The sequence below is a fragment of the Streptomyces racemochromogenes genome (assembly GCF_044129415.1).
GTDB lineage: Bacteria > Actinomycetota > Actinomycetes > Streptomycetales > Streptomycetaceae > Streptomyces > Streptomyces racemochromogenes_A.
The window spans coordinates 17,761-42,925 of record NZ_JBBDHD010000060.1; the positions used below are offsets into that span (position 1 = coordinate 17,761).

Sequence of the window (25,165 nt, forward strand, 5' to 3'; positions counted from 1 at the left end):
GACCTGTGAGAATCAGCGCCATGGAAAGCAGCAGCACCACCGCCGGCGGCGCCCGGCGGCAGGCCACGCGTCAGAAGCTGTACGAGGCGGCCGTCACCCTCATCGCGGAACAGGGCTTCTCCGCGACCACCGTCGACGAGATCGCCGAGCGGGCGGGCGTGGCGAAGGGCACCGTCTACTACAACTTCGCGAGCAAGACCGAGCTCTTCGAGGAGCTCCTGCGGCACGGGGTCGGACTGCTGACCGCCTCGCTGCGGGCGGCGGCGGACGAGACGGAGGAGCGCGGCGGCAGCCGCATCGAGGCGCTCGACGCGATGATCCGGGCGGGCCTGGTCTTCATCCACCGCTACCCGGCCTTCACCCAGCTGTACGTCGCAGAGCTCTGGCGCACCAACCGCGCCTGGCAGGGCACGCTGATGGTGGTCCGGGGCCAGGCGGTCGCGGTGGTGGAGTCGGTGCTGCGGGAGGGGGTCGAGCGGGGCGAGCTCAGCGCCGAGATCGACGTGCCGCTGACGGCGGCGGCGCTGGTCGGGATGGTGCTGGTGGCCGCGCTGGACTGGCAGGCCTTCCAGAGCGAGCGGTCGCTGGACGACGTCCACTCGGCGCTGTCGCTGCTGCTGCGAGGGCGGGTGAGCGGAAGCCGCTGACCCCCGGTCGGCGGTGCCGCCCGGGCGCCGGGCGGCGTAGAACTGAGTACCCGTACCTAGGTACACAGATGAGTACCCGTACGGATGGGCTCCCACCTGCGGAAACAGCAGACTGGGGGCTGGGGACAAGGGCCGGTCGGCCCGCACCGCGGACACGGGGCCGCGGAGCGGACCGGCTGCCGCCCGGGGAAACAGAACGCCGGTGCGTCCGGGCTCGGGGGGAACGAGCCCGGCCGCACCGGCGTTTTCCGTCTCCTCGACCCGAGCAGCGGCCCCCGGGGCCGCTCGGGCTGTCAGCCCCGGGTGCGGAGGGGGAGGCGGATGCGGGTGCCCAGGCGGGTCAGGGCCGCTGACCATGCGGAGAGCCGGGCCGAGAAGGCGGTGGCCAGGCGGGAGCCCGAGCGGGGGAGGAGCAGGGCCCGGAGGCGGGTGGGGCGGTCGGTCGCGGCCAGGAGGGCCGTGCGGGCCGTGAGGACGTCCGCGGACAGGCCCGCGTACGCGCCCGCCGCGCCGGGCGGGGCGTACAGCGCCCGCTCCACCGCGCCGGCGACCCGGTGCACCGCCTCGGCGGCCTCACCCTCCAGCCGCCCCAGCAGCACGATCCGCCCCGCCGCACCGCGCGGCGACAGTGCCTCGTCGGGCGGGACGCCCACGTCCCAGGCGCAGTCGCCCAGCTCCCGCCAGGCGGCCAGGACGTCGCCCGAGCCGAGCCGCCGCTCGCGCACCCGGCGCCGCCACAGCAGCGGCAGCAGTGGCACGGCGGCCACCAGCAGCACCAGCACCGTCCAGGCGAGGACCGTCCCCGCCGACACCCCGCCGGACCCGGACCCGGTGCTCTGCTGGGCCACCGGCCCCCCGCACTCGCCGAGCTTCTTCTGCGCCGGCGGGCAGGCCTCGCCGCTCTGCGAGGGCGCCGCGGACGGCGCGGCCGCCGACGGGGAGGGCGCCGCGGACGACGCGGACGGCTGCGGGGCCGGGGCCTCGGGGCGGCTGTAGTCCGGCAGCGTGATGCCCGAGCGGGGCGTCGGCTCGAACCGGGTCCAGCCCACGCCCTCGAAGTACAGCTCCGGCCAGGCGTGCGCGTCCCGCATCGAGACGTTCACCGTGCCGTCGGACTGCTTCTCGCCCGGGGTGAAGCCGACCGCGACCCGCGCCGGGATCCCCAGCGTCCGCGACATGGCCGCCATCGAGAAGGCGAAGTGGACGCAGAAGCCCTCCTTGTCCTCCAGGAAGCGGACGATGGCCTGCGAACCCGTTCCCGAGGACACCTTCGTGTCGTAGCGGAAGCCACCGCTGACCGCGAAGAAGTCCTGGAGCTTCACCGCCCGCGCGTAGTCGTCCTTCGCGCCCTGCGTGACCCGCCGCGCCGTCTCCGCCACCACCGGCGGCAGGTTGTCCGGCAGCTTCGTGTACTCGGCGTGGACCGCCGCGTTCGCGGGCGGCGCCGACTGCAGCTGCTCCGCGGTGGGCCGCAGCAGCAGGCTCCGTACGGTGTACTGCGCGCCCTGCACGTTCTGGAAGCGGTCCTTGCCCAGCTGGTCGCCGACCAGGGTCCGGCCGGCCGGCTCGAAGCGCCACTTCCCGGGGATGTCCACCTGGGTCGCCGGGTACGGCATCGGCAGGTAGCGCTGGGCGTAGGTGTCCGCGGCCGAGACGGTGGTGCGCACCTCCACCGCGTTCTCGCGGACCTCTGCGGTGAGCCCCGACGGGTTCGGCAGCCGCTGCGGGACGTCCGTGAGCGGGCGGGCGGACGCCTCCCACCTGACCCCGTTGAACTCGTCGAGGGCCAGGATCCGCAGGTACTGCTCGCCCAGCTGCGGGCTGTCCGTGCGGTACTTCATGACGACCCGGTTGTCCTGCGCGTTCAGGCTGCTCTGGAGCGAGACCAGCGGGTTGACCGCCGAGATCGTGCCACCGCCGCCGCCCGCCGACGGGGCGTCCTCGCCCTGGGCGCCCAGCATCCCGGCGCCCAGCGACGGCAGCGCGGCCGGCACCGCCAGCGCCAGGCCCAGCGCGACCGCGCCGATCCGCCGCCCGGTGCGCACGGGGGCCACGGCGCGGGCGCCGCCGGCCCCGTTGGCCCCGTAGCCGGAGGCGGCGGAGGCGGGCGTCCGGGCCTCCGGGGCCCCGCCGAAGACGCGGCCCCACTGGGCCAGCCGGTCGCGGCCCTCCGACAGCAGCAGCATCAGGTAGCCCGCCCCGGCCAGCAGGAACGCGAGCCAGGGCTGTCCCTGCCCGGCCGACAGCCCGGCGGCGACCGAGTACAGCGCCAGCAGCGGCAGCCCGGCGGCCGCGGCCGTCCGCAGCGTCACCGCCAGCGCGTCGACGACCAGCCCGACCAGCAGCACCCCGGCGAGCAGCAGCAGCCGGATGCCGTCCGTCAGCGGCGCCGGTATGGCGAACTCGCCGACGTCCCGCACGCCCTGCTGGAACAGTCCGGCGAAATCGGTGACCAGGAAGGCCAGCGGCCCGCTCCCGGTGGACTCGGCCTTCCCCGCGAAGAGGAAGGCGAGCAGCAGCAGCGACACCAGCAGCTGCGCGCCCACGGTCAGCGACCGGGCCAGCGGCACCCGCCGACCGCCGGCGCCCACCGCCGCCTGTACGGCCAGCAGCAGCGCCGCCTGGACCAGCCAGCCGGAGCTCTCCACCAGCGGGGCCAGCGACCAGGCGGTCAGCAGCGTCGCCAGCGCACCGAAGACCGTCAGACGCGTCCGCCCGCTCATCCCGTTCCTCCCGGGGTCCACGTGCCGGCGGGGGTGTTCCCGGCCTGCCGCCACAGTTCGGCGAAGGCGGCGCCGGGCGGGACGGCCAGTGCCGTCCAGCCCGCGTCCCGCAGCCTGCGCAGCCGCTCCTCCACCCGCGAGGGCGCTCCGGCCCACAGCGCGGGGTCCAGCACGAACGCGACCGCGGCCGCGCTGCGCTGCCGCATCCGGGCCGCCATCTCGCTCTGTTCGTCGTCCAGGTCGCCGAAGAAGGCGACCAGCAGTCCGTCGCCGCCGGAGCCCGTCCCGCCGCGCAGCGCGTCGTGGGCGCGGCCCAGGCCGCCGCCCTCGGAGTGGCCGACGACCGCGAGGGTGTCCATCATCAGCCCGGCCGCCTCGGCGGATTCCGGGCCGCCGGCGGAGCTCCCGCCGGCGAAGGCGCCGGCGCCGGGCACCGTGTCGCCGGTGTCGGTGAGCAGCCGGGCCGCGAAGCCCTGTTCGAGGACGTGCAGCAGGGTGGAGGCGGCGGCCGACACCGCCCATTCGAAGGCGGAGTCGGGGCCGGCGCCCTCGTAGGCGAGGTAGCGGGTGTCCAGCAGGACGGTCGCCTTGCTGCGCTGCGGCTGTTCCTCGCGGCGGACCATCAGCTCGCCGTAGCGGGCGGTGGAGCGCCAGTGGACCCGGCGCAGGTCGTCGCCGCGCCGGTAGGTGCGGGGGATCACGTCGTCGTCGCCGGCCAGGGCCAGGGAACGGCGGCTGCCGTCGCCGTGGCCGCCCGCCTCGCCGGTCATGCGGACCGCGGGCAGGGGCTGGGTGCGCGGGACGACGGTGAGGGTGTCGTACGCGGTGAAGGAGCGGGTCAGCTCGACCATCCCGAAGGGGTCGGTCAGCCGCAGCTGGAGGGGGCCCAGCGGGTAGCGGCCGCGCAGGTCGGAGCGGACCCGGTAGGACACCTCGCGGCGGCCGCCGGACTCGACCCGGTCCAGGACGAAGCGGGGGCGGGGCCCCAGCACGTAGGGCACCCGGTCCTGGAGCATCAGCAGGCCGGTGGGCATCCGGGAGACGTTCTCCAGCCGCAGCCGGACGCGGGCCTCGCCCCCGGCGGGCACCCTCGGCGGGGTCAGCCGCCGGCCGGCGGTGACCTGGTGGCGGGTGCGGTGCAGGGCCAGTACGCAGATCAGCGGCAGGACGACGAGCAGCAGCCCGACCCGCAGCAACTGGTCCTGCCCGAGGACGTACGCGCAGACGGCGGCGGCTGTGCCGGCGGCGAGGAACGAGCGGCCCCGGGTGGTGAGGCCGGACAGCGAGGCGCGCACCCCGCCGGGGCGCCCTGCCTGGCCGCCGGCGCCGTGCGGGGCACCGGCCGCCATCAGAAGCTCCGGGCGCCGGCGCCGGGCGGGACCTCGCCCCGGGTGTGCGTGGCCGGGACGGGGGTGCGCTGGAGGATGTCGTGGACGACCTGCTCGGCGGTGCGCCGGTTCAGCTGGGCCTGCGCGGTCGGCAGGAGACGGTGCGCGAGGACGGGCGTGGCGAGCCGCTGGACGTCGTCGGGCAGCACGTAGTCCCGGCCGGACAGGGCGGCGGAGGCCTTGACGGCGCGCAGCAGGTGCAGGGTGGCGCGGGGGGACGCGCCCAGGCGCAGGTCCGGGTGGCTGCGGGTGGCGGAGACCAGGTCGACGACGTAGCGCTTGACCGGCGCCGCGACGTACACGTCGCGGACGGCCTCTATCAGCTTGACGACGTCGTGGGCGTGCGCGACGGCGGTGAGGTCGTCGAGCGGGGAGAGCCCGCCGTGCACGTCGAGCATCTCCAGTTCGGCCTCGGGGCTGGGGTAGCCGACCGAGACGCGGGCCATGAAGCGGTCGCGCTGGGCCTCGGGGAGGGGATAGGTGCCCTCCATCTCGACCGGGTTCTGGGTCGCGACGACCATGAACGGGCTGGGCAGGGCGTAGGTGGTGCCGTCGATGGTGACCTGGCGCTCCTCCATCGACTCCAGCAGCGCCGACTGGGTCTTGGGGGAGGCCCGGTTGATCTCGTCGCCGATCACGATCTGCGCGAAGATCGCGCCGGGCTTGAACTCGAACTCGCGGCGCTGCTGGTCGTAGATGCTGACGCCGGTGATGTCCGAGGGCAGCAGGTCCGGGGTGAACTGGATGCGCTGGACCGAGCAGTCGATGGATTTGGCCAGGGTCTTGGCCAGCATCGTCTTCCCGACGCCGGGCACGTCCTCGATGAGCAGGTGGCCCTCGGCCAGCAGCACGGTCAGCGCGAGGCGGACGACCTCGGGCTTGCCCTCGATGACGCGCTCGACCGACTGGCGGACCCGCTCGGCCGTGCTGGTCAGATCAGCGAGGCTCGCTCGGTCGTCGTACGTGGTCACCTGGTTCTCCTCGGCCCTTTCCCAGGGCCGACGCGCATGGCACACGGTCCGGCCCACCCCGAAACACGGACACCGCCCCGGAGTGGTTCCGGGTGACGTCTCACCGCATTCTTGACGGCGTCCGGCGCTGTGTCACTCAGCCGGCCGGATCGATCTCCCGCAGGAGCCCGGTGTGCACGTCGAAGACGAAGCCTCGCACATCGTCCTTGTGGAGCAGGAACGGGTTCGTCCGGACCCGCTGCATGGACTGGCGGACGTCCTGGTCCACGTCGCGGAAGGCCTCCACGGCCCAGGCGGGGCGCTGGCCGACCTCGTCCTCCAGCTCGTGCCGGAAGTCCTCGGTCAAGCTTTCGAGTCCGCAGCCGGTGTGGTGGATGAGTATCACCGAGCGGGTGCCGAGGGCGCGCTGGCTGATGGTGAGCGAGCGGATGGTGTCGTCGGTCACCACGCCGCCGGCGTTGCGGATGGTGTGGCAGTCGCCGAGCTCCAGACCGAGGGCCTTGTGCAGGTCGAGACGGGCGTCCATGCAGGCCACGACCGCGACGCGCAGGACGGGGCGGGCGTCCATACCGGGGTCGGTGAACTCGGCGGCGTAGCGGCGGTTGGCCGTGACGAGCCTGTCGGTGACGGAGTCGCCGGACGCCGGGCGTGCGGGGTGTGCGGGCAGGGATGCGGAGGTCGTCATGTCTACGACGTTAGTGGTCACGGGCCGTCCGGGCAGGGGGTGAGGACGGACAAAGAAGGTCAAGCATGATTGTTGTGAGCTAACCCACAAGGGTGCGAAGGAGGCCGCCGTCCGGGTGATTCGCGGCTTTTGCGGGTGCGCCGGGGGAGGGGCGCACCGCGCGCGGGCCGGTTCGTTGACCGGGGCGGGCGTTGCACTAAAGTGACGCGAACCGGCCGGAGCCCGGCCCCACCGGCCGCCCGGCCCCCTGGTAACACTCCGCGTGCGCGGCGCGGCGTATGCCTGCCGCGCCGTTATCTGAGAGGGCGCTTTGAGTAGCGAGTCCCGACATGTCCCGGTGATGCTCCAGCGGTGCCTGGACCTGTTGGCCCCGGCGCTGGAGAGGCCGGGGGCCGTCGTCGTCGACTGCACCCTCGGCCTCGGCGGCCACAGCGAGGCCCTGCTGACCCGGTTCCCCGAGGTGCGCCTGATCGGCCTCGACCGCGACAAGGAGGCCCTGCGCCTCTCCGGCGAGCGGCTCGCGCCCTTCGGCGACCGGGCCACCCTCGTCCACGCGATCTACGCCGACCTCGCCGAGGTCCTCGACGGCCTGGGGCTGCCCACCGTCCAGGGGATCCTCTTCGACCTCGGCGTCTCCTCCATGCAGCTCGACGAGGCCGACCGCGGGTTCGCCTACGCCCAGGACGCGCCGCTGGACATGCGCATGGACCAGACGACCGGCATCAGCGCCGCCGAGGTCCTCAACACCTACGCCCCCGGCGAGCTGGTCCGCATCCTGCGCCAGTACGGCGAGGAGAAGCAGGCCAAGCGGATCGTCTCCGCGATCGTGCGCGAGCGCGCCAAGGAGCCCTTCGGCAACAGCGCCCGGCTGGTGGAGCTGATCCGCGACGCGCTGCCGCAGGCGGCCAAGCGCACCGGCGGGAACCCGGCCAAGCGGACCTTCCAGGCCCTGCGCATCGAGGTCAACGGTGAACTCGCCGGGCTGGAACGGGCCATCCCGGCCGCCGTGGACCGGATCGCGGTCGGCGGGCGGATCGCGGTCCTGTCGTACCACTCCCTGGAGGACCGGCTCGTCAAGCAGGTGTTCACGGCCGGCGCCACCTCCACGGCCCCGCCCGGACTGCCCGTCGTACCGGAGAAGTACCAGCCGAAGCTGAAGCTGCTCACGCGGGGCGCGGAGCTGCCCACCGAGGAGGAGATCGCCGAGAACCGGCGGGCGGCCCCGGCCCGGTTCCGGGGCGTCGAGCGGATCCGCGAGGCACGGCCGTGACCAAGGCCGGCAAGGCGGGGAGGGCCGGGAAGGTGGCCACGCTGACCCGCGGGCAGGCGGCCCGCCTCGTCCGGGGCCGCCCGGCCGGAGCGGGCCCCGGCGGGGCCCGGCAGGCGGCGCGGATGCCCTTCGTGCTGCTGGTCGTGGCGCTGCTGGCCGGCGGCCTGATCAGCCTGCTGCTGCTGAACTCGGCGCTCAACCAGGGGTCCTTCCAGCTGAGCCGGCTGAAGAAGGAGACCACCGCGCTCACCGACGAGCAGCAGGCACTCCAGCGGGACGTCGACGGCTACTCGGCCCCCGACGCGCTCCAGCGGCGGGCCCGCGAGCTCGGGCTGGTGCCGGGCGGCAGCCCCGTCTTCCTCGGCCCCGACGGCAAGACGGCCGGCACCCCGGCGGTGGCCGAGGCCCCGCCCCCGCCCTCCCCGGCCCCGACGCCCACGCCGCCCGCTGCGGCCGCGCCGGTCCCGCCGCCTCCGTCCCCGGCCGGGGCGCCGCAGTCCGCGGCCGCCGGCCAGAACCCCGACACCCCGGCCCCGCCGGCCCCGAGCGGGGCCCCGCAGCCCACCCCGACCCCAGGCAGGTGACGTCGTGACGCGGTTCCCTGCGGGACTTCTCCCCGCCCCGCCCTTCCTCCGCCTCGACCGCCGGCGCGGCTCGTCGCAGGGCGCTGCCGCGCCCGCGCCGCGAACGCCGGCGGGCATTCCGGCCCCGGCCGGGCACAGCCCCGCCCCGCCGGTGTGTGAGGCGCGGGGTCCGGGGCGGAGCCCCAGCGGGCCGGGCGCAGCCCCCTCGGGCAGCCGCGGAGTGCACCGGTGAGCCCCAAGGAGCCCCCGCGGCGGGTTCCCGGCCCCGGGCGGCGGCCGGCCGCGAAGCCCGCGCAGCGGGCCCCGCACACCATCCGGCTCGGAAGCCCCAAGCCCCGGCTGCGCCTGGTCGGCGTCGGGCTGACCCTCGTGATGCTCGCCTTCGTCGTCCGGCTCCTCCAGGTGCAGGCCGTCGACGCCTCCGCCTACTCCGCCAAGGCCACCGAGAACCGCTTCGCCAAGTACGTCCTGGCCGCGGAGCGCGGTGAGATCACCGACCGCAAGGGCGTCGCCCTGGCCACCAGCGTCGACGCGTACGACATCACCGCCGACCCGAAGATGTTCACCCCCCAGGAGAGCAAGGCCCCCGACGCCCCCGAGCAGGCCGCCGCCCTCCTGGCACCGATCCTCGGCAAGGACGCCAAGGAGATCGCCGCCCGGCTGAAGACCAAGGACACCCGCTACGTGGTCCTGGCCCGCCGGCAGACCCCCCAGGTCTGGAACCAGATCAAGGACCTCAAGAAGCTCTTCGCGGACAAGGCGGCCGCCGACAAGCGGAACAACGGGCCCGGGGCCAACGTCATCGCCGGGGTCTTCAACGAGAACAGCAGCAAGCGCGTGTACCCGAACGGCGACCTCGCCGCCGGGATACTGGGCTACGTCAACGCCGAGGGCAAGGGCGGCGGCGGCCTGGAGTCGGCCCTCGACAAGAAGCTGGCCGGCAAGGCCGGCGAGATCACCTACGCCCAGTCCGGCGGCCGCCGCGTGCCCACCGCCGGATCCCACGAGAAGCCCGCCGTCCCCGGCGAGGACATCGAACTGACCATCGACCGCGACATCCAGTGGGCCGCCCAGAGCGCCATCGCGGAGCAGGTCGAGAAGTCCGGCGCCGACCGCGGCTACGTCGTCGTCCAGGACACCCGCACCGGAGAGGTGCTGGCCATGGCCAACGCCCCCGGCTTCGACCCCAACGACCTCAGCCGGGCCCGCTCCGCCGCCATGGGCAACGCCGCCCTCCAGGACGTGTACGAGCCCGGCTCCACCGCCAAGGTGATCTCCATGGCCGCCGTCCTGGAGGAGAAGAAGGCCACCCCCGACACCCATGTCGAGGTCCCCAACCGGCTGCACCGCGGCGACCGGCTCTTCAAGGACGACATCGACCACCCGACCTGGTACCTGACCCTCAACGGGGTCCTCGCCAAGTCCTCCAACATCGGCACCATCCTGGCCACCGGCCAGCTCGGCGCCACCCAGGCCGAGGCCAACAAGGTCCTGTACTCCTACCTGGACAAGTTCGGCATCGGACGGCCCACCGGCCTGAACTACCCGGGCGAGTCCCGCGGCATCCTCGCCAGGCCGGAGGCCTGGTCCACCTCGCAGCAGTACACGATCCCCTTCGGCCAGGGCCTGTCCCTCAACGCGATGCAGGCGGCCTCGGTCTACTCCACCGTCGCCAACGGCGGCGTCCGCGTCACCCCGACCCTGGTCCGCGGCACCAAGGGCCCCGACGGCCGCTTCACCCCGGCTCCGGCACCCGAGAAGACCCGGGTGATCAGCCAGCAGACGGCCAAGACGCTCTCCGAGATGCTGGAGTCCGTGGTCGACGACCAGGAGGGCACCGGAACCAAGGCGAAGATCCCCGGCTACCGGGTCGGCGGCAAGACCGGCACCTCCAACCGGGTGGATCCGGCCACCGGCCGCTACAAGGGCTACACCGCCTCCTTCGCCGGCTTCGCCCCCGCCGACGACCCGCGGATCACCGTCTACTGCGCCATCCAGAACCCCACCAAGGGCAGCTACTTCGGCGGCCAGATCTGCGGCCCCATCTACAAGACGGTCATGGAGTTCGCACTCAAGACCCTCCAGGTCGCGCCCACCGGAACGGCCCCCGCCGGCCTCCCGGTGACCTACGCGTCCGCTCCGCCGGCCCCCGCCCCCAACGCCGCGCAGCCCAGCCCGCAGCCCTGACAGAGAACCGACCGTCCCACCACCCACGCGTGAGGCTCCATCAGTGACAACGATCACCCCGAAACCCGGGAACCAGACGGCCGAAGCCGCCCAGGACGGGCCCTCGCTTCGCGAGCGGCCCGCCGCGCCCGGTACGCTCACCGCCGTGCCCCACGCTGATCAGCCCAGAACCGCCCAGAAAGACGCCCCGGCAGCGCCGCCGGGAGCGCCCCGGCCCGTGACCGCCCGCCCGACACCCCTGGGCGAGCTGGCCGGCCTGCTGGGTCTGCCCGAGTCCGGCGCCGCTCAGATCACCGGCATCACGCACGACTCCCGTGCCGTGCGCCCCGGCGACCTGTACGCGGCCCTGCCCGGCGCCCGGCTGCACGGCGCCGACTTCGCGGCCCAGGCGGCCGCCCTCGGTGCCGCCGCCGTGCTGACCGACCCGGACGGCGCCGAACGCGCCGCCGCCACCGGCCTGCCCGTCCTGGCCGTCGCCGACCCGCGCGGCCGCATGGGCGAACTCGCCGCGCAGATCTACGGCCGGCCCGGCGAAGCCCTGCTCCAGCTCGGCATCACCGGCACCTCCGGCAAGACCACCACCGCCTACCTCGTCGAGGGCGGACTGCGCGCGGCGGGCAGGACCACCGGCCTGGTGGGCACCGTCGAGATGCGCATCGGCGACGAGCGCATCAAGTCCGAGCGCACCACGCCCGAGGCCACCGACCTCCAGGCCCTGTTCGCCGTGATGCGCGAACGCGGCGTCGAGGCCGTCGCCATGGAGGTCTCCAGCCACGCCCTGGTGCTGGGCCGGGTCGACGGCTGCGTCTTCGACGTCGCCGTCTTCAACAACCTCAGCCCGGAGCACATGGAGTTCCACTCCGACATGGAGGACTACTTCCAGGCCAAGGCGCAGCTCTTCACCGAGCGCCGCGCCCGCCTGGGCGTGGTCAACGTGGACGACGAGTACGGCCGCCGCCTCGCCAAGGAGTCGCCGATCCCGGTCGTCACCTTCTCCGCCGCCGGCGACCCGTCCGCCGACTGGCGCGCCGAGGACGTGGTCAGCGGCCACATGGACTCCACCCTGACCCTGGTCGGGCCGGAAGGACAGCGCGTAAGGGCCAAGGCCCCGCTGCCCGGCCCGTTCAACGTCGCCAACACCGTCGCCGCGGTCGTCACCCTCGCCGCCGCCGGGATCGACCCGCAGACCGCCGCCGACGGCGTCGCCGCGGTCCCCGGCGTCCCGGGCCGGCTGGAGCGGGTCGACGCGGGACAGCCGTACCTGGCCGTCGTCGACTACGCCCACAAGACGGACGCCGTCGAGTCGGTGCTGCGCGCCCTGCGCGAGGTCACCACCGGCAGGCTGCACATCGTGCTCGGCTGCGGCGGCGACCGCGACACCACCAAGCGCGGCCCCATGGGCGCCGCGGCCGCCCGGTACGCCGACACCGCCGTCCTGACCTCCGACAACCCGCGTTCCGAGGACCCGCTGAAGATCCTCGCCGCGATGTTCGAGGGCGCCGTCTCCGTCCCCGCCGAGGAACGCGGCACCGTCCTGGTCGACGCCGACCGGGCCGCGGCCATCGCCGCCGCCGTCGCGCGCGCCGAGGCCGGCGACACCGTCCTCGTCGCGGGCAAGGGCCACGAGCAGGGGCAGGACACCGCGGGGGTCGTACGCCCCTTCGACGACCGCGCCGTGCTCCGCGCGGCCATCGAGAACCAGCAGCCCAGCGCCCGACAGGCCGAGGTGAACCAGTGATCGCCCTCTCCCTCGCCGAGATCGCCGACATCACCGGCGGGCGGCCCCACGACATACCGGATCCCACCGCGGTCATCAGCGGCCCGGTCGTCATCGACTCCCGCCAGGTGGAGCCCGGCAGCCTCTTCGCGGCCTTCGCGGGCGAGCACGTCGACGGCCACGACTACGCCGCGCGCGCGGTCGCCGCTGGCGCCGCCGCCGTCCTGGCCGCCCGGCCGGTCGGCGTTCCCGCGATCGTGGTCGACGACGTGGAGCGGGCGCTCGGCGCCCTCGCCCGGGCCGTCGTCGGCCGTCTCGGCACCGACGTGGTCGCCCTGACCGGCTCGGCCGGCAAGACCTCCACCAAGGACCTGATCGCCCAGGTGCTGCAGCACCACGCGCCCACCGTGTGGACGCCCGGCTCCCTCAACAACGAGATCGGCCTGCCGCTCACGGCCCTGAAGGCCACCGCCGAAACCCGGCACCTGGTCCTGGAGATGGGCGCCCGCGGCATCGGGCACATCGCCTACCTGACCGGGCTCACCCCGCCGCGCATCGGCCTCGTGCTGAACGTCGGCACCGCCCACATCGGCGAGTTCGGCGGCCGCGAGGCCATCGCCCAGGCCAAGGGCGAGCTCGTCGAGGCCCTGCCGTCCGAGGCCGAGGGCGGTGTCGCCGTCCTCAACGCCGACGACCTGCTGGTGCGCGCGATGTCCGCCCGCACGAAGGCCCGTACGGTCCTGTTCGGCGAGGCCGAGGACGCGGACGTCCGCGCGACCGAGGTGCGGATGACGCCGGCGGGACAGCCCTCCTTCACACTCCACACACCGACCGGGTGCAGCGACGTGACCTTGCGCCTGTACGGTGAGCACCACGTGTCGAACGCGCTCGCCGCGGCCGCCGTCGCCCATGTCCTGGGCATGTCAGTCGAGGAGATCGCCACCGCGCTCTCCGGGGCGGGCACCCTGTCCCGGTGGCGCATGGAGGTCACCGAGCGGGCGGACGGCGTCACGATCGTCAACGACGCCTACAACGCGAACCCCGAGTCCATGCGGGCCGCCCTGCGGGCACTGGCCGCGATGGGCGGCGCCGGCAAGGAGGGCGGGGGACGTACGTGGGCGGTGCTCGGTCCGATGGCCGAGCTCGGTGACGCGTCGCTGGCCGAGCACGACGCGGTGGGGCGGCTTGCCGTCCGGCTCAACGTGAGCAGGCTCGTGGCAGTCGGGGGCAGGGAAGCGTCCTGGCTGCAGCTGGGCGCATATAACGAGGGTTCGTGGGGTGAGGAGTCGGTGCTCGTGTCCGACGCGCAGGCGGCGATCGACCTGTTGCGCAGTGAACTGCGCCCGGGGGACGTCGTGCTGGTGAAGGCTTCCAGGTCGGTCGGTCTGGAGCGGGTGGCCTTGGCGCTGCTCCAGGGCGAGGGCGAGGTCGCCGGCCGATGAGGCAGATCCTGTTCGCCGGTGTCATCGGCATGTTCCTCACCGTCATCGGCACCCCGCTGCTGATCAAGCTGCTGGCCCGCAAGGGCTACGGCCAGTTCATCCGCGACGACGGCCCCCGCGGCCACGCGGGCAAGAAGGGCACGCCCACCATGGGCGGTATCTCCTTCATCCTGGCCACGCTCATCGCCTACGCCCTGACGAAGGTCATCACCGGCGAGGAGCCCTCCTTCTCGGGCCTGCTGGTGCTGTTCCTGATGGCGGGCATGGGCCTGGTCGGCTACCTCGACGACTACATCAAGATCGTCAAGCGGCGTTCGCTCGGTCTGCGGGCCAAGGCCAAGATGGCCGGCCAGCTGATCGTCGGCATCGCCTTCGCCGTGCTCGCGCTCCAGTTCAAGGACTCGCGCGGGCTGACCCCGGCGTCGACGAAGCTGTCGTTCGTCACGGACTTCGGCTGGGCCATCGGCCCGGTGCTGTTCGTGGTCTGGGCGCTCTTCATGATCCTGGCCATGTCCAACGGCGTGAACCTGACGGACGGTCTGGACGGCCTGGCCACCGGCGCCGCCGTGATGGTCTTCGGCGCCTACACCTTCATCGGCGTCTGGCAGCACCAGGAGTCCTGCGCCAACGCGGTGACCCTGACCAACCCCAACGCCTGCTTCGAGGTCCGCGACCCGCTGGACCTCGCGGTCGTCGCCTCCGCCCTCATGGGAGCCTGCTTCGGCTTCCTGTGGTGGAACACCTCGCCCGCCAAGATCTTCATGGGCGACACCGGCTCGCTCGCGCTCGGCGGCGCGCTCGCGGGTCTCGCCATCTGCTCCCGCACGGAGTTCCTGATGGCGCTCCTCGGCGGCCTCTTCGTGCTCATCACGATGTCGGTCGTCATCCAGGTCGGCTCCTTCAAGCTGACCGGCAAGCGAGTCTTCCGAATGGCCCCGCTCCAGCACCACTTCGAACTCAAGGGCTGGTCAGAAGTCCTTGTCGTGGTCCGCTTCTGGATCATCCAGGGCATGTGCGTGATCGTGGGTCTCGGCCTCTTCTACGCGGGATGGGCAGCGGACAAGTGACCCCCTGGCAGGACCGGAACATCACCGTCGCCGGCCTCGGCGTGAGCGGCATCAGCGCCGCCCGCGCCCTGGCCGGCCTCGGCGCGGTAGTGACCGTCGTCGACAACGGGGACGGGGACGCGCACCGTGCGCGGGCCGCCGAGCTCGCGGAGCTGGGCATCGAGGTACGCCTCGGCCGGCTGGAGAGCGGCGAGCGGGCCGGCGAGGTGCTGCCCGAGGGCACCGACCTCGTGGTGACCTCACCGGGCTGGCAGCCCGACAGCCCCCTCTTCCTGGCGGCCGCCAAGGCCGGCGTGGACGTCGTCGGCGACGTCGAGATCGCCTGGCAGCTGCGCGAGATCGGCGCCGAGCGGCGTGCGGCGGCGTCCGGTGAACCCGGCGAGCCCCGCCGGGAACCGGCCCCGTGGCTGGCGATCACCGGCACCAACGGCAAGACCACCACGACCCAGATGCTGGCCTCGATCCTGCGGGCGGCCGGTCTGAAGACCGCCGCCGTCGGCAACATCGGCACCCCCATCATCGACGTGGTGACCGGCGAGGAGCAGTACGACGTCCTCGCCGTCGAGCTCTCCAGCTACCAGCTGCACTGGGCGCCCTCCGTGCGCGCCCACTCGGCGGCCGTGCTCAACCTGGCCCCGGACCACCTCGACTGGCACGGCTCCATGGAGGCGTACGCCGCCGACAAGGGCAGGATCTACGAGGGCAACACCATCGCCTGCGTCTACAACGTCGCCGACCCCGCCACCGAACGGCTGGTCGAGGAGGCCGACGTCGAGGAGGGCTGCCGGGCCATCGGCTTCACCCTCGGCGCCCCCGGCCCCTCCATGCTCGGCGTGGTCGACGGGATCCTCGTCGACCGGGCGTTCGTGCAGAACCGGCAGAAGAACGCGCAGGAGCTGGCCCACGTCGACGACGTCAACCCGCCCGCCCCGCACAACATCGCCAACGCCCTCGCGGCGGCGGCCCTGGCCCGCGCCTTCGGCGTCGAGCCGCGGGCCGTGCGCGACGGGCTGCGCGACTTCCGCCCCGACGCGCACCGCGTGGCGTACGTGGACGAGGTCGACGGGGTCCGCTACGTCGACGACTCCAAGGCCACCAACACCCACGCGGCCGAGGCCTCCCTGGCGGCCTTCGAGCCGGTCGTCTGGATCGCCGGCGGCCTCGCCAAGGGCGCGACCTTCGACGAGCTGGTGCGGAAGTCCGCGAAGCGGCTGCGGGCCGTGGTGCTCATGGGCGCCGACCGGGCGCTGATCGCCGAGGCGCTGGCGCGACACGCGCCCGAGGTCCCGGTGACCGACCTCGAACGGACCGACACTGGGGCGATGCTCGCAGCGGTCCGGGAAGCGGCCCGGCTCGCGGAACCCGGAGACACCGTCCTGCTGGCGCCGGCCTGCGCCTCGATGGACATGTTCGCGAACTACAACGAGCGGGGCGACGCGTTCGCCCGCGCGGTGCGCGAACTCGCCTCCGGGAGCGCCGCGGACACGGCCTAGCCGAGGGCGCCCGACAGGTTCCCTCCGGCCGGCTGCTCGCCTCGTACGAGTGGAGGGGAAGATCACAGATGCCGGCCAAACAGATGCTGCCGGGACGGCGGCCCTCCGCCGTCAAGGCGCAGGGCCGCCGACGTCCCGCGGCCGGGGCCAAGCGGCCCGGGCGGGGCGGGCCCCTGGAGCGGCTGCGGCGTGCGCGGCGGCAGGTGACGAAGGCCTGGGACCGCCCGCTTACGGCGTATTACCTGATTTTCGGCAGCTCGCTGCTGATCACCGTGCTCGGCCTGGTGATGGTCTATTCGGCGTCCATGATCAAGGCCCTCCAGCTGGGCCTGGGCGACGCCTACTTCTTCAAGAAACAGTTCCTGGCCGCCGCCATCGGCGGCGTCCTGCTGTTCGCCGCCTCCCGCATGCCGGTCAAACTGCACCGCGCCCTGTCCTATCCGGTGCTCGCCGGCACCCTGTTCCTGATGGTCCTGGTCCAGGTCCCCGGGATAGGGGTCTCCATCAACGGCAACCAGAACTGGATCTCCCTGGGCGGCCCGTTCATGCTCCAGCCCAGCGAGTTCGGAAAGCTGGCGCTGATCCTGTGGGGCGCCGACCTGCTGGCCCGCAAGGGCGACAAGGGCCTGCTGACCCAGTGGAAGCACCTGCTGGTGCCGCTGGTCCCGGTCGCCTTCCTGCTGCTCGGGCTGATCATGCTGGGCGGGGACATGGGCACCGCGATGATCCTCGGAGCGGTCCTGTTCGGCCTGTTGTGGCTCGCCGGGGCGCCGACGCGGATGTTCGCCGGCGTGCTGGCCTTCGCGGGTGTGATCGTCGCACTGCTCATCAAGACCAGCCCGCACCGCATGGACCGGCTCGCCTGCATCGGGGCGACCGACCCCGGCAAGAACGACCTCTGCTGGCAGGCCGTACACGGCATCTACGCCCTCGCGTCCGGCGGATGGTTCGGTTCCGGTCTTGGTGCGAGTGTGGAAAAATGGGGGCAACTGCCCGAAGCCCATACCGACTTCATCTTTGCCATCACCGGTGAGGAACTGGGCCTGGCGGGGACGCTGTCGGTGCTCGCCCTGTTCGCGGCTCTAGGCTATGCGGGTATCCGCGTGGCCGGACGCACGGAGGACTCCTTCGTACGGTATGCCGCGGGAGGCGTGACCACCTGGATCACGGCCCAGGCCGTGATCAACATCGGTGCGGTGCTCGGTCTGCTGCCGATCGCAGGGGTGCCCCTCCCGCTGTTCTCCTACGGGGGGTCCGCCCTGCTGCCGACCATGTTCGCGGTCGGACTGCTCATCGCGTTCGCGCGGGAGGAGCCGGCGGCGCGCGCGGCGCTCGCGATGCGACGGCCGGGTGCCGGCTGGAAGCGGAGCGGGCCGATATGGAAGTCGATGAGACGGCGCGTCAAGAGGCGTCCGTCCGGAGAGCGGTGAATTTCGGTGCATGTCGTACTCGCCGGTGGGGGGACCGCCGGCCACATCGAGCCGGCGCTCGCCCTCGCGGACGCCCTGCGCAGGCAGGACCCGACCGTGGGCATCACCGCCCTCGGCACGGAACGCGGCCTGGAGACCCGCCTCGTGCCGGAACGCGGCTACGAACTGGGGCTCATCCCCGCCGTGCCGCTGCCCCGCAAACCCACACCGGAGCTGATCACCGTCCCCGGACGGCTGCGCGGCACCATCAAGGCGGCCGAGGAGATCCTCGTGCGCACCAAGGCCGACGTGGTCGTCGGCTTCGGCGGCTACGTGGCCCTGCCCGGCTACCTGGCCGCCAAACGGCTCGGGGTGCCGATCATCGTCCACGAGGCGAACGCCCGGCCCGGACTGGCCAACAAGATCGGTTCCCGCTACGCGCACGCCGTCGCCGTCTCCACCCCCGACAGCAAGCTGCGGGGGGCCCGCTACGTGGGCATCCCGCTGCGCCGCTCCATCTCCACCCTCGACCGCGCCGCCGTCCGCCCCGAGGCGCGGGCCGCCTTCGGCCTGGACCCCAACCTGCCGACGCTGCTCGTCTCCGGCGGCTCACAGGGCGCGCGCCGCCTCAACGAGACCATCCAGCAGGTCGCGCCGAACCTCCAGCGCTCCGGGATCCAGATCCTGCACGCCGTCGGCCCGAAGAACGAACTGCCGCGTGTCGACAACATGCCCGGGATGCCGCCCTATGTGCCGGTACCGTACCTGGACCGGATGGACCTCGCGTACGCCGCCGCCGACATGATGCTGTGCCGCGCGGGCGCGATGACCGTCGCCGAACTCTCCGCCGTCGGACTGCCGGCCGCCTACGTACCGCTGCCCATCGGCAACGGCGAACAGCGGCTCAACGCCCAGCCGGTGGTCAAGGCCGGCGGCGGCCTCCTCGTCGACGACGCGGAACTGACGCCCGACTGGGTGCTCGGCCAGGTCCTCCCGGTGCTGTCCGACCCGCACCGCCTGTACGAGATGTCCCGCGCCGCCGCCGAGTTCGGCCGGCGGGACGCCGACGAACTCCTCGTCGGCCTCGTCCACGAGGCGATCGCGGCCGCACGCGGGTAACCGCTGACCCAGGAGGCGCAGGAGTGGCCGGAGCGACGACGGCACGACGCGGACCGTCCGGCCGGGCGGGCGGCGGCGGCAAGGGCGCGGGCACGCCCAAGCCGCCCCGGCCGCCCAAGTCGCCCAAGGGCGCCGGCCCGCGCGGGTCCGGCGGCGGGAGACCGCGCCGGGTCCGGCTGTTGGCGACCCTCGCCGCCGCGGCGCTCCTCGCCGGGGGCGGCACCTGGGCCCTCTACGGCTCCTCCTGGCTGCGCGTCGAGAAGGTCACGGCCTCCGGCACCGAGGTGCTCACCCCCGAGCAGGTCCTCTCCGCCGCGGCCGTGCCAGTCGGCGCGCCCCTGGTCGGCGTGGACACCGACGAGATCGCCGAGCGGGTGCGCGCCCGGCTGCCCCGCATCGATTCGGTCGATGTGGTGCGGGCCTGGCCGCACGGGATCGGGCTGAAAGTGACGGAACGCAAACCCGTCCTGCTCATCAAAAAGGGCACGGACTTCATCGAAGTGGACGCGGGCGGCGTGCGGTTCGACACCGTTGCGAAAGCACCCGTCGGCGTTCCGCTCCTCGAAATGGCCGCGGACCGCTCACCGAGCGCCCGCCGCTTCGACGAGGAGCGGTTGCTGAAGGAGGCGGTGGGCATCGCGGGAAGCCTTCCCGACGCAGTCGCGAAGGAGACGTTGCAGGTCAGGGTGCGGTCGTTCGACTCGGTCGTCCTGGAGCTGACGAAGGGCCGTTCGGTGGTGTGGGGCAGCGGTGAACTGGGGGAGGCCAAAGGCCGCGCGTTGACCGCCCTGCTGAAGGCCGCGCCCAAGGCCGACCACTTCGACGTGAGCGTCCCCACCGCTCCGGCGGTGTCCGGGAGTTGACGTCGGATCGACGGCCGACGCACCCTGGTTGGCCACCGATACGGGTGATCACATAGGGTGAAAAGAAAAACGGGAGGTTCGGCGTGTTCGTTGAACACGCGCTACTTGTCGACTTAGTGTCCTGTTCGGAAGAGTCCAGGGAACAGACACACCCCTAACCCTAAACTTCAGGGTTAGGGTTCGGGTCGGCGCGTACGGACCGTCCCACATTTCGGCATCAGTCGTCGCACCGCAGACCCGCGAGGCGGCGACACGTAATCGAGGCGAGAGGCCTTCGACGTGGCAGCACCGCAGAACTACCTCGCAGTCATCAAGGTCATCGGTGTCGGCGGCGGTGGTGTCAATGCCATCAACCGAATGATCGAGGTCGGTCTCAAGGGCGTCGAGTTCATCGCCATCAACACGGACGCGCAGGCGCTGTTGATGAGCGACGCCGACGTCAAGCTCGACGTCGGCCGTGAACTCACCCGGGGCCTCGGCGCCGGAGCCAACCCGGCCGTCGGCCGCAAGGCGGCAGAGGACCACCGCGAGGAGATCGAGGAGGTCCTCAAGGGGGCCGACATGGTCTTCGTCACCGCCGGCGAGGGCGGCGGCACCGGCACGGGCGGCGCGCCCGTCGTCGCCAACATCGCGCGCTCGCTCGGCGCCCTGACGATCGGCGTGGTCACCCGCCCGTTCACCTTCGAGGGCCGGCGCCGCGCGAACCAGGCGGAGGACGGCATCGCCGAGCTCCGCGAAGAGGTCGACACCCTCATCGTCATCCCCAACGACCGCCTGCTGTCCATCTCGGACCGCCAGGTCTCGGTGCTCGACGCCTTCAAGTCGGCCGACCAGGTCCTGCTCAGCGGCGTCCAGGGCATCACCGACCTCATCACCACCCCGGGCCTGATCAACCTCGACTTCGCCGACGTCAAGTCCGTGATGTCCGAGGCCGGCTCGGCCCTGATGGGCATCGGCTCCGCCCGCGGCGACGACCGCGCCGTGGCCGCGGCCGAGATGGCGATCTCCTCGCCGCTGCTGGAGGCGTCCATCGACGGCGCCCGCGGCGTGCTGCTCTCCATCTCCGGCGGCTCGGACCTCGGTCTCTTCGAGATCAACGAGGCCGCGCAGCTGGTCAGCGAGGCCGCGCACCCCGAGGCGAACATCATCTTCGGCGCCGTCATCGACGACGCCCTGGGCGACGAGGTCCGCGTCACGGTCATCGCGGCCGGCTTCGACGGCGGCCAGCCCCCGGCCCGCCGGGACAACGTCATCGGCGCCGCGTCCTCCAAGCGTGAGGAGCCGGCCCCCGCGCCGGTCCGCGCGCCCGAGCCGGTCCGTCCGGCCTTCGGCGGACTCGGCACCGTGGCCCCCCGCGAGGAGCCCCCGGCCCCGGTCGAGATCCCGGTCGAGGCCGCTCCCGCCCCGCCGCAGGTCCCGACGGCCCGGCCCTACCAGGACAGCCCGGCCGAAGAGCTGGACGTTCCGGACTTCTTGAAGTGACGCTGGAGCAGCATCACGAGAGCGGCGCCCATTTCGCCTTCACCGACCGGTGGGGCGGGGTGAGCGCCGTTCCGTACGAGGAGCTCAATCTCGGCGGCGCGGTCGGCGACGACCCGGCCGCCGTTCGCGCGAACCGGGCCGCCGCCGCGAAGGAGCTGGGCATCGACCCGGACCTCGTGGTCTGGATGAACCAGGTGCACGGGCGGGACGTGGCCGTGGTCGACGGGCCCTGGGGCTCCGACGCGGACATCCCCTCGGTGGACGCGGTGGTGACCGCCCGTCGGGGGCTCGCCCTCGCCGTGCTCACCGCCGACTGCACGCCCGTGCTGCTGGCCGACCCCGTGGCCGGGGTCGCCGGGGCCGCCCACGCCGGGCGGCCCGGGCTGGTCGCCGGGGTGGTACCGGCCGCCGTCGAGGCGATGGTCGCCCTCGGTGCCGACCCGGCACGGATCGTCGCCCGTACCGGACCCGCCGTCTGCGGGCGCTGCTACGAGGTGCCGGCCGAGATGCGGGAGGCGGTCGCGGGGGTGGTGCCGGCCGCGTGGGCCGAGACCAGCTGGGGGACGCCGGCCGTGGACGTGGTCGCCGGGGTGCACGCGCAGCTCGCCGAGGCGGGGGTGGCGCACGGCCGGCGTTCGCCGGTCTGCACACTGGAGTCGCGGGACCACTTCTCGTACCGCCGCGACCGGGTGACCGGGCGGCTTGCCGGATATGTCTGGTTGGACTGACTCATGACGGATCGTAAGTCCGAGCTCGCCGAGAACCTCGCGCGGGTGGAGGAGCGGATCGCGTCCGCCTGCGCGGCGGCGGGCCGGAAGCGGGAAGAGGTGACCCTCATCGTGGTCACCAAGACCTACCCGGCGACCGACGTACGTCTGCTGGCGGACCTGGGCGTCCGTCATGTGGCGGAAAATCGTGACCAGGACGCCGCCCCCAAGGCGGCGGCCTGCGCGGATCTGTCGTTGAACTGGCACTTCGTGGGCCAGTTGCAGACGAACAAGGTCCGTTCCGTGGCGGGATACGCGCACGTGGTGCAGTCGGTCGACCGGCCGAGGCTCGTCACGGCGCTCTCGGCGGCGGCGGTGGCCCGGGGGCGCGAGATCGGCTGCCTCGTGCAGATCGCCCTCGACGCCGAGTCGGGGGAGCGCGGGAGCCGGGGCGGTGCCGCGCCCGAGCAGATGGCGGAGTTGGCGGATCTCGTCGCCGGCGCCCCGGGGCTGCGGATCGACGGTCTCATGACCGTCGCCCCTCTCTCCGGGCGCTACGCGGGGCGCGAACAGGCGGCCTTCGAGCGGATGATGGAATTGTCATCCGGCCTGCGCGCGGACCATCCGGCTGCCACGATGGTGTCGGCGGGAATGAGCGCCGACCTGGAACAGGCCGTCATGGCCGGTGCGACACATGTACGCGTCGGCACTGCGGTACTCGGCGCGAGACCCCGGCTCGGGTAACGTCGCGAAGAAAGTCGGACCACAGCAGAAAATATGGTCATTTCCGCAGATGAGCGGACAGACCACGTGGATCGCGGGCAGTTGGTGACTTTGGTGACACAGCGACACCTGCGACAGGGCGATCCACCACAGAGCGGAGGACTCGGAGAATGGCCGGCGCGATGCGCAAGATGGCGGTCTACCTCGGCCTCGTGGAGGACGACCGGTACGACAACCCGGGGTACGACCCCGACGACGAATTCGAGCCCGAGCCGGAGCCCGAGCGCCCCCGGGAGAGGGAGCGGCGTCAGCAGCCCGTGCACCAATCGCCCGTAACGGACGAACCGGTACGAGCGGTGCAGCCGCCGGCGCCGCGCGAACCCCTCCCAATTCCGTCAGAAAACGGACGTCCTGCGCGAATTGCCCCCGTGGCATCCATCACACCTGACCGCACCAACCTGGAGAAGAACGCCCCCGTGATCATGCCCAAGGTCGTCTCCGAGCGGGAGCCGTACCGCATCACGACGCTGCACCCCCGGACCTACAACGAGGCCCGTACCATCGGGGAACACTTCCGTGAGGGCACCCCGGTGATCATGAATCTCACGGAGATGGACGACACCGACGCGAAGCGTCTGGTCGACTTCGCGGCCGGTCTCGTCTTCGGTCTGCACGGCAGTATTGAACGCGTGACACAGAAGGTGTTCCTGCTGTCGCCTGCTAACGTCGATGTCACGGCGGAGGACAAGGCCCGCATCGCGGAGGGCGGGTTCTTCAACCAAAGCTAGACCGATCCGTCAGATACGGGGCCGGGTACAGAGCGGGAGCAGGGGAGAGGGAAGCGCGGGATGGGCGTCGCACTGCAGGTGGTCTACATCGCGCTGATGTGCTTCCTCATCGTGCTGATCTTCCGACTGGTCATGGACTACGTGTTCCAGTTCGCACGTTCATGGGCACCCGGCAAGGCGATGGTGGTCGTTCTGGAGGCCACCTACACTGTCACCGATCCACCGCTCAAACTCCTTCGGCGGTTCATCCCGCCGTTGCGTCTCGGGGGCGTGGCGCTCGACCTGTCCTTCTTCGTTCTGATGATCATCGTTTACATCCTCATCAGCTTCGTGAGCACCGCTGCGAGAAGCGTGTGAACGATGAGCTCCCCCGCGCCTGCGGGGACAGTCCCGATACGGTCCTGCCGACTGCCGACGACTACGTAGAGGTGAAGAAGACATGCCGCTGACTCCCGAGGACGTGCGGAACAAGCAGTTCACGACCGTCCGCCTGCGAGAAGGCTATGACGAGGACGAGGTCGATGCCTTCCTCGACGAGGTCGAAGCCGAGCTGACGCGCCTGCTGCGCGAGAACGAGGACCTGCGCGCGAAGCTGGCCGCCGCCACGCGTGCCGCCGCGCAGAGCCAGCAGCAGGCCAACATGCGCAAGCCGGAACCCCAGGACCAGCGAGGCCCGGGCGCCCCCGTGCCGGCGGCCATATCCGGCCCGCCGCAGCAGCAGCAGCCGCAGATGGGCCCGCCGCAGCTGCCGGGCGGCCAGCCCCAGCTGCCTCCGGGTCCCGGCGGACACGGACCGCAGGGTCCGGGCCCGATGGGCGGCCCCATGCAGCAGCAGCAGTCCATGGGCGGCCAGCACCCGATGGCGCCGCAGCAGCAGATGGGCCAGCAGCCCATGCCGCAGCAGATGCAGCAGCAGTCCATGGGCGGCCAGAACCAGCTCGGCCAGCCCATGGGCCAGCAGATGCAGCCCATGGGTCAGCAGATGCAGCAGATGGGCCAGCAGATGCAGCCCATGCAGCAGCCGCAGCTCCCGCAGCAGGGCCCCGGCGGCGACAGCGCCGCACGCGTCCTGTCGCTCGCGCAGCAGACCGCCGACCAGGCGATCGCGGAGGCCCGCTCCGAGGCCAACAAGATCGTCGGCGAGGCCCGTTCGCGCGCCGAGGGCCTGGAGCGGGACGCCCGCGCCAAGGCCGACGCCCTGGAGCGGGACGCCCAGGAGAAGCACCGCGTCGCGATGGGCTCCCTGGAGTCCGCCCGCGCCACGCTGGAGCGCAAGGTCGAGGACCTTCGGGGCTTCGAGCGCGAGTACCGCACGCGTCTGAAGTCCTACCTGGAGTCGCAGCTGCGCCAGCTGGAGACCCAGGCCGACGACTCCCTGGCCCCGCCGCGCACCCCGGCCGGCCCGGCCCTGCCGCCGTCGCCGTCCCCGTCGATGGCTCCGGCCGGTGCGATGGGCATGGGCGGTCCGTCCCCGATGGGCGGCCCCTCGCCGATGGGCGGCCCCTCCCCGATGAGCGGTGCGCCGTCCTACGGTGGCCAGCAGCAGATGTCCCCGGCGATGACGCAGCCGATGGCTCCGGTGCGGCCGGCTGCTCCGCAGCCGATGCAGCAGGCGCCGTCGCCCATGCGGGGCTTCCTGATCGACGAGGACGACAACTGACGTAGCCGTCGGCAGTCTCTACGGGCCGGGCCCGGTTCCCCTGAGGGGGACCCGGGCCCGGCCCGTTTCCGCTGCGCGGGGCCGGGCTGACATCAGCCCCGCCGGCGTTTGAGGCGGAAACGGAGAATGGGCGGGGCGGGGAGAGAACACGAAAGCGGGGGGGGCCCCCCCCCCCCCGGGGGCCGCCCGCGGGGGGGGGGGGGGGCGGGGGGGGTGGGGGGGCGGGCGGGGGGGGGTTTT

The 25,165-nt window shown here is 72.8% G+C and carries 21 protein-coding genes; 17 read left to right on the forward strand and 4 right to left on the reverse strand.

Annotation, left to right across the window (positions count from 1 at the left end):
• Window positions 1-20: 20 nt before the first annotated feature.
• Window positions 21-647 carry a TetR/AcrR family transcriptional regulator gene (locus tag WDV06_RS21925; protein WP_237292765.1) on the forward strand — a complete coding sequence of 209 codons (627 nt, stop codon included), beginning with the start codon at window positions 21-23 and terminating at the stop codon, window positions 645-647.
• A 293-nt stretch (window positions 648-940) separates the two neighbouring features.
• Here the strand turns inward: WDV06_RS21925 and WDV06_RS21930 are convergent, their stop codons facing one another.
• The 4 genes from WDV06_RS21930 to WDV06_RS21945 all read right to left on the reverse strand — a co-directional run bounded on the left by WDV06_RS21930 (window position 941) and on the right by WDV06_RS21945 (window position 6,414).
• On the reverse strand, window positions 941-3,370 hold the full coding sequence (locus tag WDV06_RS21930; RefSeq protein WP_395511470.1) for a transglutaminase TgpA family protein: 2,430 nt from the start codon (window positions 3,368-3,370) through the stop codon (window positions 941-943).
• Window positions 3,367-4,719, reverse strand: coding sequence for a DUF58 domain-containing protein (locus WDV06_RS21935; RefSeq protein WP_395511471.1), 1,353 nt, complete (start codon window positions 4,717-4,719; stop codon window positions 3,367-3,369). The genes WDV06_RS21930 and WDV06_RS21935 overlap by 4 nt, the downstream gene beginning before the upstream one ends.
• Entirely contained in the window at window positions 4,719-5,729 is a 1,011-nt protein-coding gene (locus WDV06_RS21940; protein ID WP_395511472.1) for an AAA family ATPase, read from the reverse strand. The genes WDV06_RS21935 and WDV06_RS21940 overlap by 1 nt, the downstream gene beginning before the upstream one ends.
• Before the next feature lie 136 nt (window positions 5,730-5,865).
• Window positions 5,866-6,414, reverse strand: a complete 549-nt coding sequence (locus WDV06_RS21945; protein WP_395511473.1) for a beta-class carbonic anhydrase — start codon at window positions 6,412-6,414, stop codon at window positions 5,866-5,868.
• 310 nt (window positions 6,415-6,724) lie between these two features.
• Between WDV06_RS21945 and rsmH the strand changes: the two genes are divergently transcribed.
• The 16 genes from rsmH to WDV06_RS22025 all read left to right on the forward strand — a co-directional run bounded on the left by rsmH (window position 6,725) and on the right by WDV06_RS22025 (window position 24,925).
• The gene (rsmH, locus tag WDV06_RS21950; protein ID WP_463668223.1) at window positions 6,725-7,684 is read left to right on the forward strand and encodes a 16S rRNA (cytosine(1402)-N(4))-methyltransferase RsmH; all 960 of its coding nucleotides are present in this window, start codon (window positions 6,725-6,727) and stop codon (window positions 7,682-7,684) included.
• Between the two features lie 41 nt (window positions 7,685-7,725).
• The gene (gene ftsL, locus WDV06_RS21955) at window positions 7,726-8,268 is read left to right on the forward strand and encodes a cell division protein FtsL (RefSeq protein WP_395511486.1); all 543 of its coding nucleotides are present in this window, start codon (window positions 7,726-7,728) and stop codon (window positions 8,266-8,268) included.
• 228 nt (window positions 8,269-8,496) lie between these two features.
• Window positions 8,497-10,455, forward strand: coding sequence for a peptidoglycan D,D-transpeptidase FtsI family protein (locus WDV06_RS21960; protein WP_395511474.1), 1,959 nt, complete (start codon window positions 8,497-8,499; stop codon window positions 10,453-10,455).
• Between the two features lie 43 nt (window positions 10,456-10,498).
• Window positions 10,499-12,193 carry a UDP-N-acetylmuramoyl-L-alanyl-D-glutamate--2,6-diaminopimelate ligase gene (locus WDV06_RS21965; RefSeq protein WP_395511475.1) on the forward strand — a complete coding sequence of 565 codons (1,695 nt, stop codon included), beginning with the start codon at window positions 10,499-10,501 and terminating at the stop codon, window positions 12,191-12,193.
• Window positions 12,190-13,614 (forward strand): UDP-N-acetylmuramoyl-tripeptide--D-alanyl-D-alanine ligase, encoded by a 1,425-nt coding sequence (locus WDV06_RS21970; protein WP_395511476.1) that lies wholly within the window; start codon window positions 12,190-12,192, stop codon window positions 13,612-13,614. Before WDV06_RS21965 ends, WDV06_RS21970 begins: the two co-directional genes overlap by 4 nt.
• Window positions 13,611-14,681 carry a phospho-N-acetylmuramoyl-pentapeptide-transferase gene (mraY, locus tag WDV06_RS21975; RefSeq protein ID WP_079426112.1) on the forward strand — a complete coding sequence of 357 codons (1,071 nt, stop codon included), beginning with the start codon at window positions 13,611-13,613 and terminating at the stop codon, window positions 14,679-14,681. Before WDV06_RS21970 ends, mraY begins: the two co-directional genes overlap by 4 nt.
• Window positions 14,663-16,174 (forward strand): UDP-N-acetylmuramoyl-L-alanine--D-glutamate ligase, encoded by a 1,512-nt coding sequence (gene murD / locus WDV06_RS21980; RefSeq protein WP_395511477.1) that lies wholly within the window; start codon window positions 14,663-14,665, stop codon window positions 16,172-16,174. The genes mraY and murD overlap by 19 nt, the downstream gene beginning before the upstream one ends.
• A gap of 68 nt (window positions 16,175-16,242) precedes the next feature.
• Window positions 16,243-17,604, forward strand: a complete 1,362-nt coding sequence (gene ftsW, locus WDV06_RS21985; RefSeq protein ID WP_395511478.1) for a putative lipid II flippase FtsW — start codon at window positions 16,243-16,245, stop codon at window positions 17,602-17,604.
• Window positions 17,605-17,610: 6 nt separating this feature from the next.
• Window positions 17,611-18,702, forward strand: a complete 1,092-nt coding sequence (murG, locus tag WDV06_RS21990) for an undecaprenyldiphospho-muramoylpentapeptide beta-N-acetylglucosaminyltransferase (protein ID WP_395511479.1) — start codon at window positions 17,611-17,613, stop codon at window positions 18,700-18,702.
• A gap of 23 nt (window positions 18,703-18,725) precedes the next feature.
• Window positions 18,726-19,565 carry a cell division protein FtsQ/DivIB gene (locus WDV06_RS21995; protein WP_395511480.1) on the forward strand — a complete coding sequence of 280 codons (840 nt, stop codon included), beginning with the start codon at window positions 18,726-18,728 and terminating at the stop codon, window positions 19,563-19,565.
• Between the two features lie 279 nt (window positions 19,566-19,844).
• Window positions 19,845-21,047 (forward strand): cell division protein FtsZ, encoded by a 1,203-nt coding sequence (gene ftsZ / locus WDV06_RS22000; protein ID WP_395511481.1) that lies wholly within the window; start codon window positions 19,845-19,847, stop codon window positions 21,045-21,047.
• Window positions 21,044-21,775, forward strand: coding sequence for a peptidoglycan editing factor PgeF (gene pgeF / locus WDV06_RS22005; protein WP_395511482.1), 732 nt, complete (start codon window positions 21,044-21,046; stop codon window positions 21,773-21,775). Before ftsZ ends, pgeF begins: the two co-directional genes overlap by 4 nt.
• Window positions 21,776-21,778: 3 nt before the next feature.
• A complete protein-coding gene (locus WDV06_RS22010; protein WP_395511483.1) occupies window positions 21,779-22,498 on the forward strand; it encodes a YggS family pyridoxal phosphate-dependent enzyme in 720 nt (239 codons plus the stop codon).
• 149 nt (window positions 22,499-22,647) lie between these two features.
• Window positions 22,648-23,265, forward strand: a complete 618-nt coding sequence (locus WDV06_RS22015) for a cell division protein SepF (RefSeq protein ID WP_045949551.1) — start codon at window positions 22,648-22,650, stop codon at window positions 23,263-23,265.
• Between the two features lie 60 nt (window positions 23,266-23,325).
• A complete protein-coding gene (locus WDV06_RS22020; protein WP_007263603.1) occupies window positions 23,326-23,622 on the forward strand; it encodes a YggT family protein in 297 nt (98 codons plus the stop codon).
• Window positions 23,623-23,704: 82 nt separating this feature from the next.
• Window positions 23,705-24,925 (forward strand): DivIVA domain-containing protein, encoded by a 1,221-nt coding sequence (locus tag WDV06_RS22025; protein WP_395511484.1) that lies wholly within the window; start codon window positions 23,705-23,707, stop codon window positions 24,923-24,925.
• Window positions 24,926-25,165 lie beyond the last annotated feature (240 nt).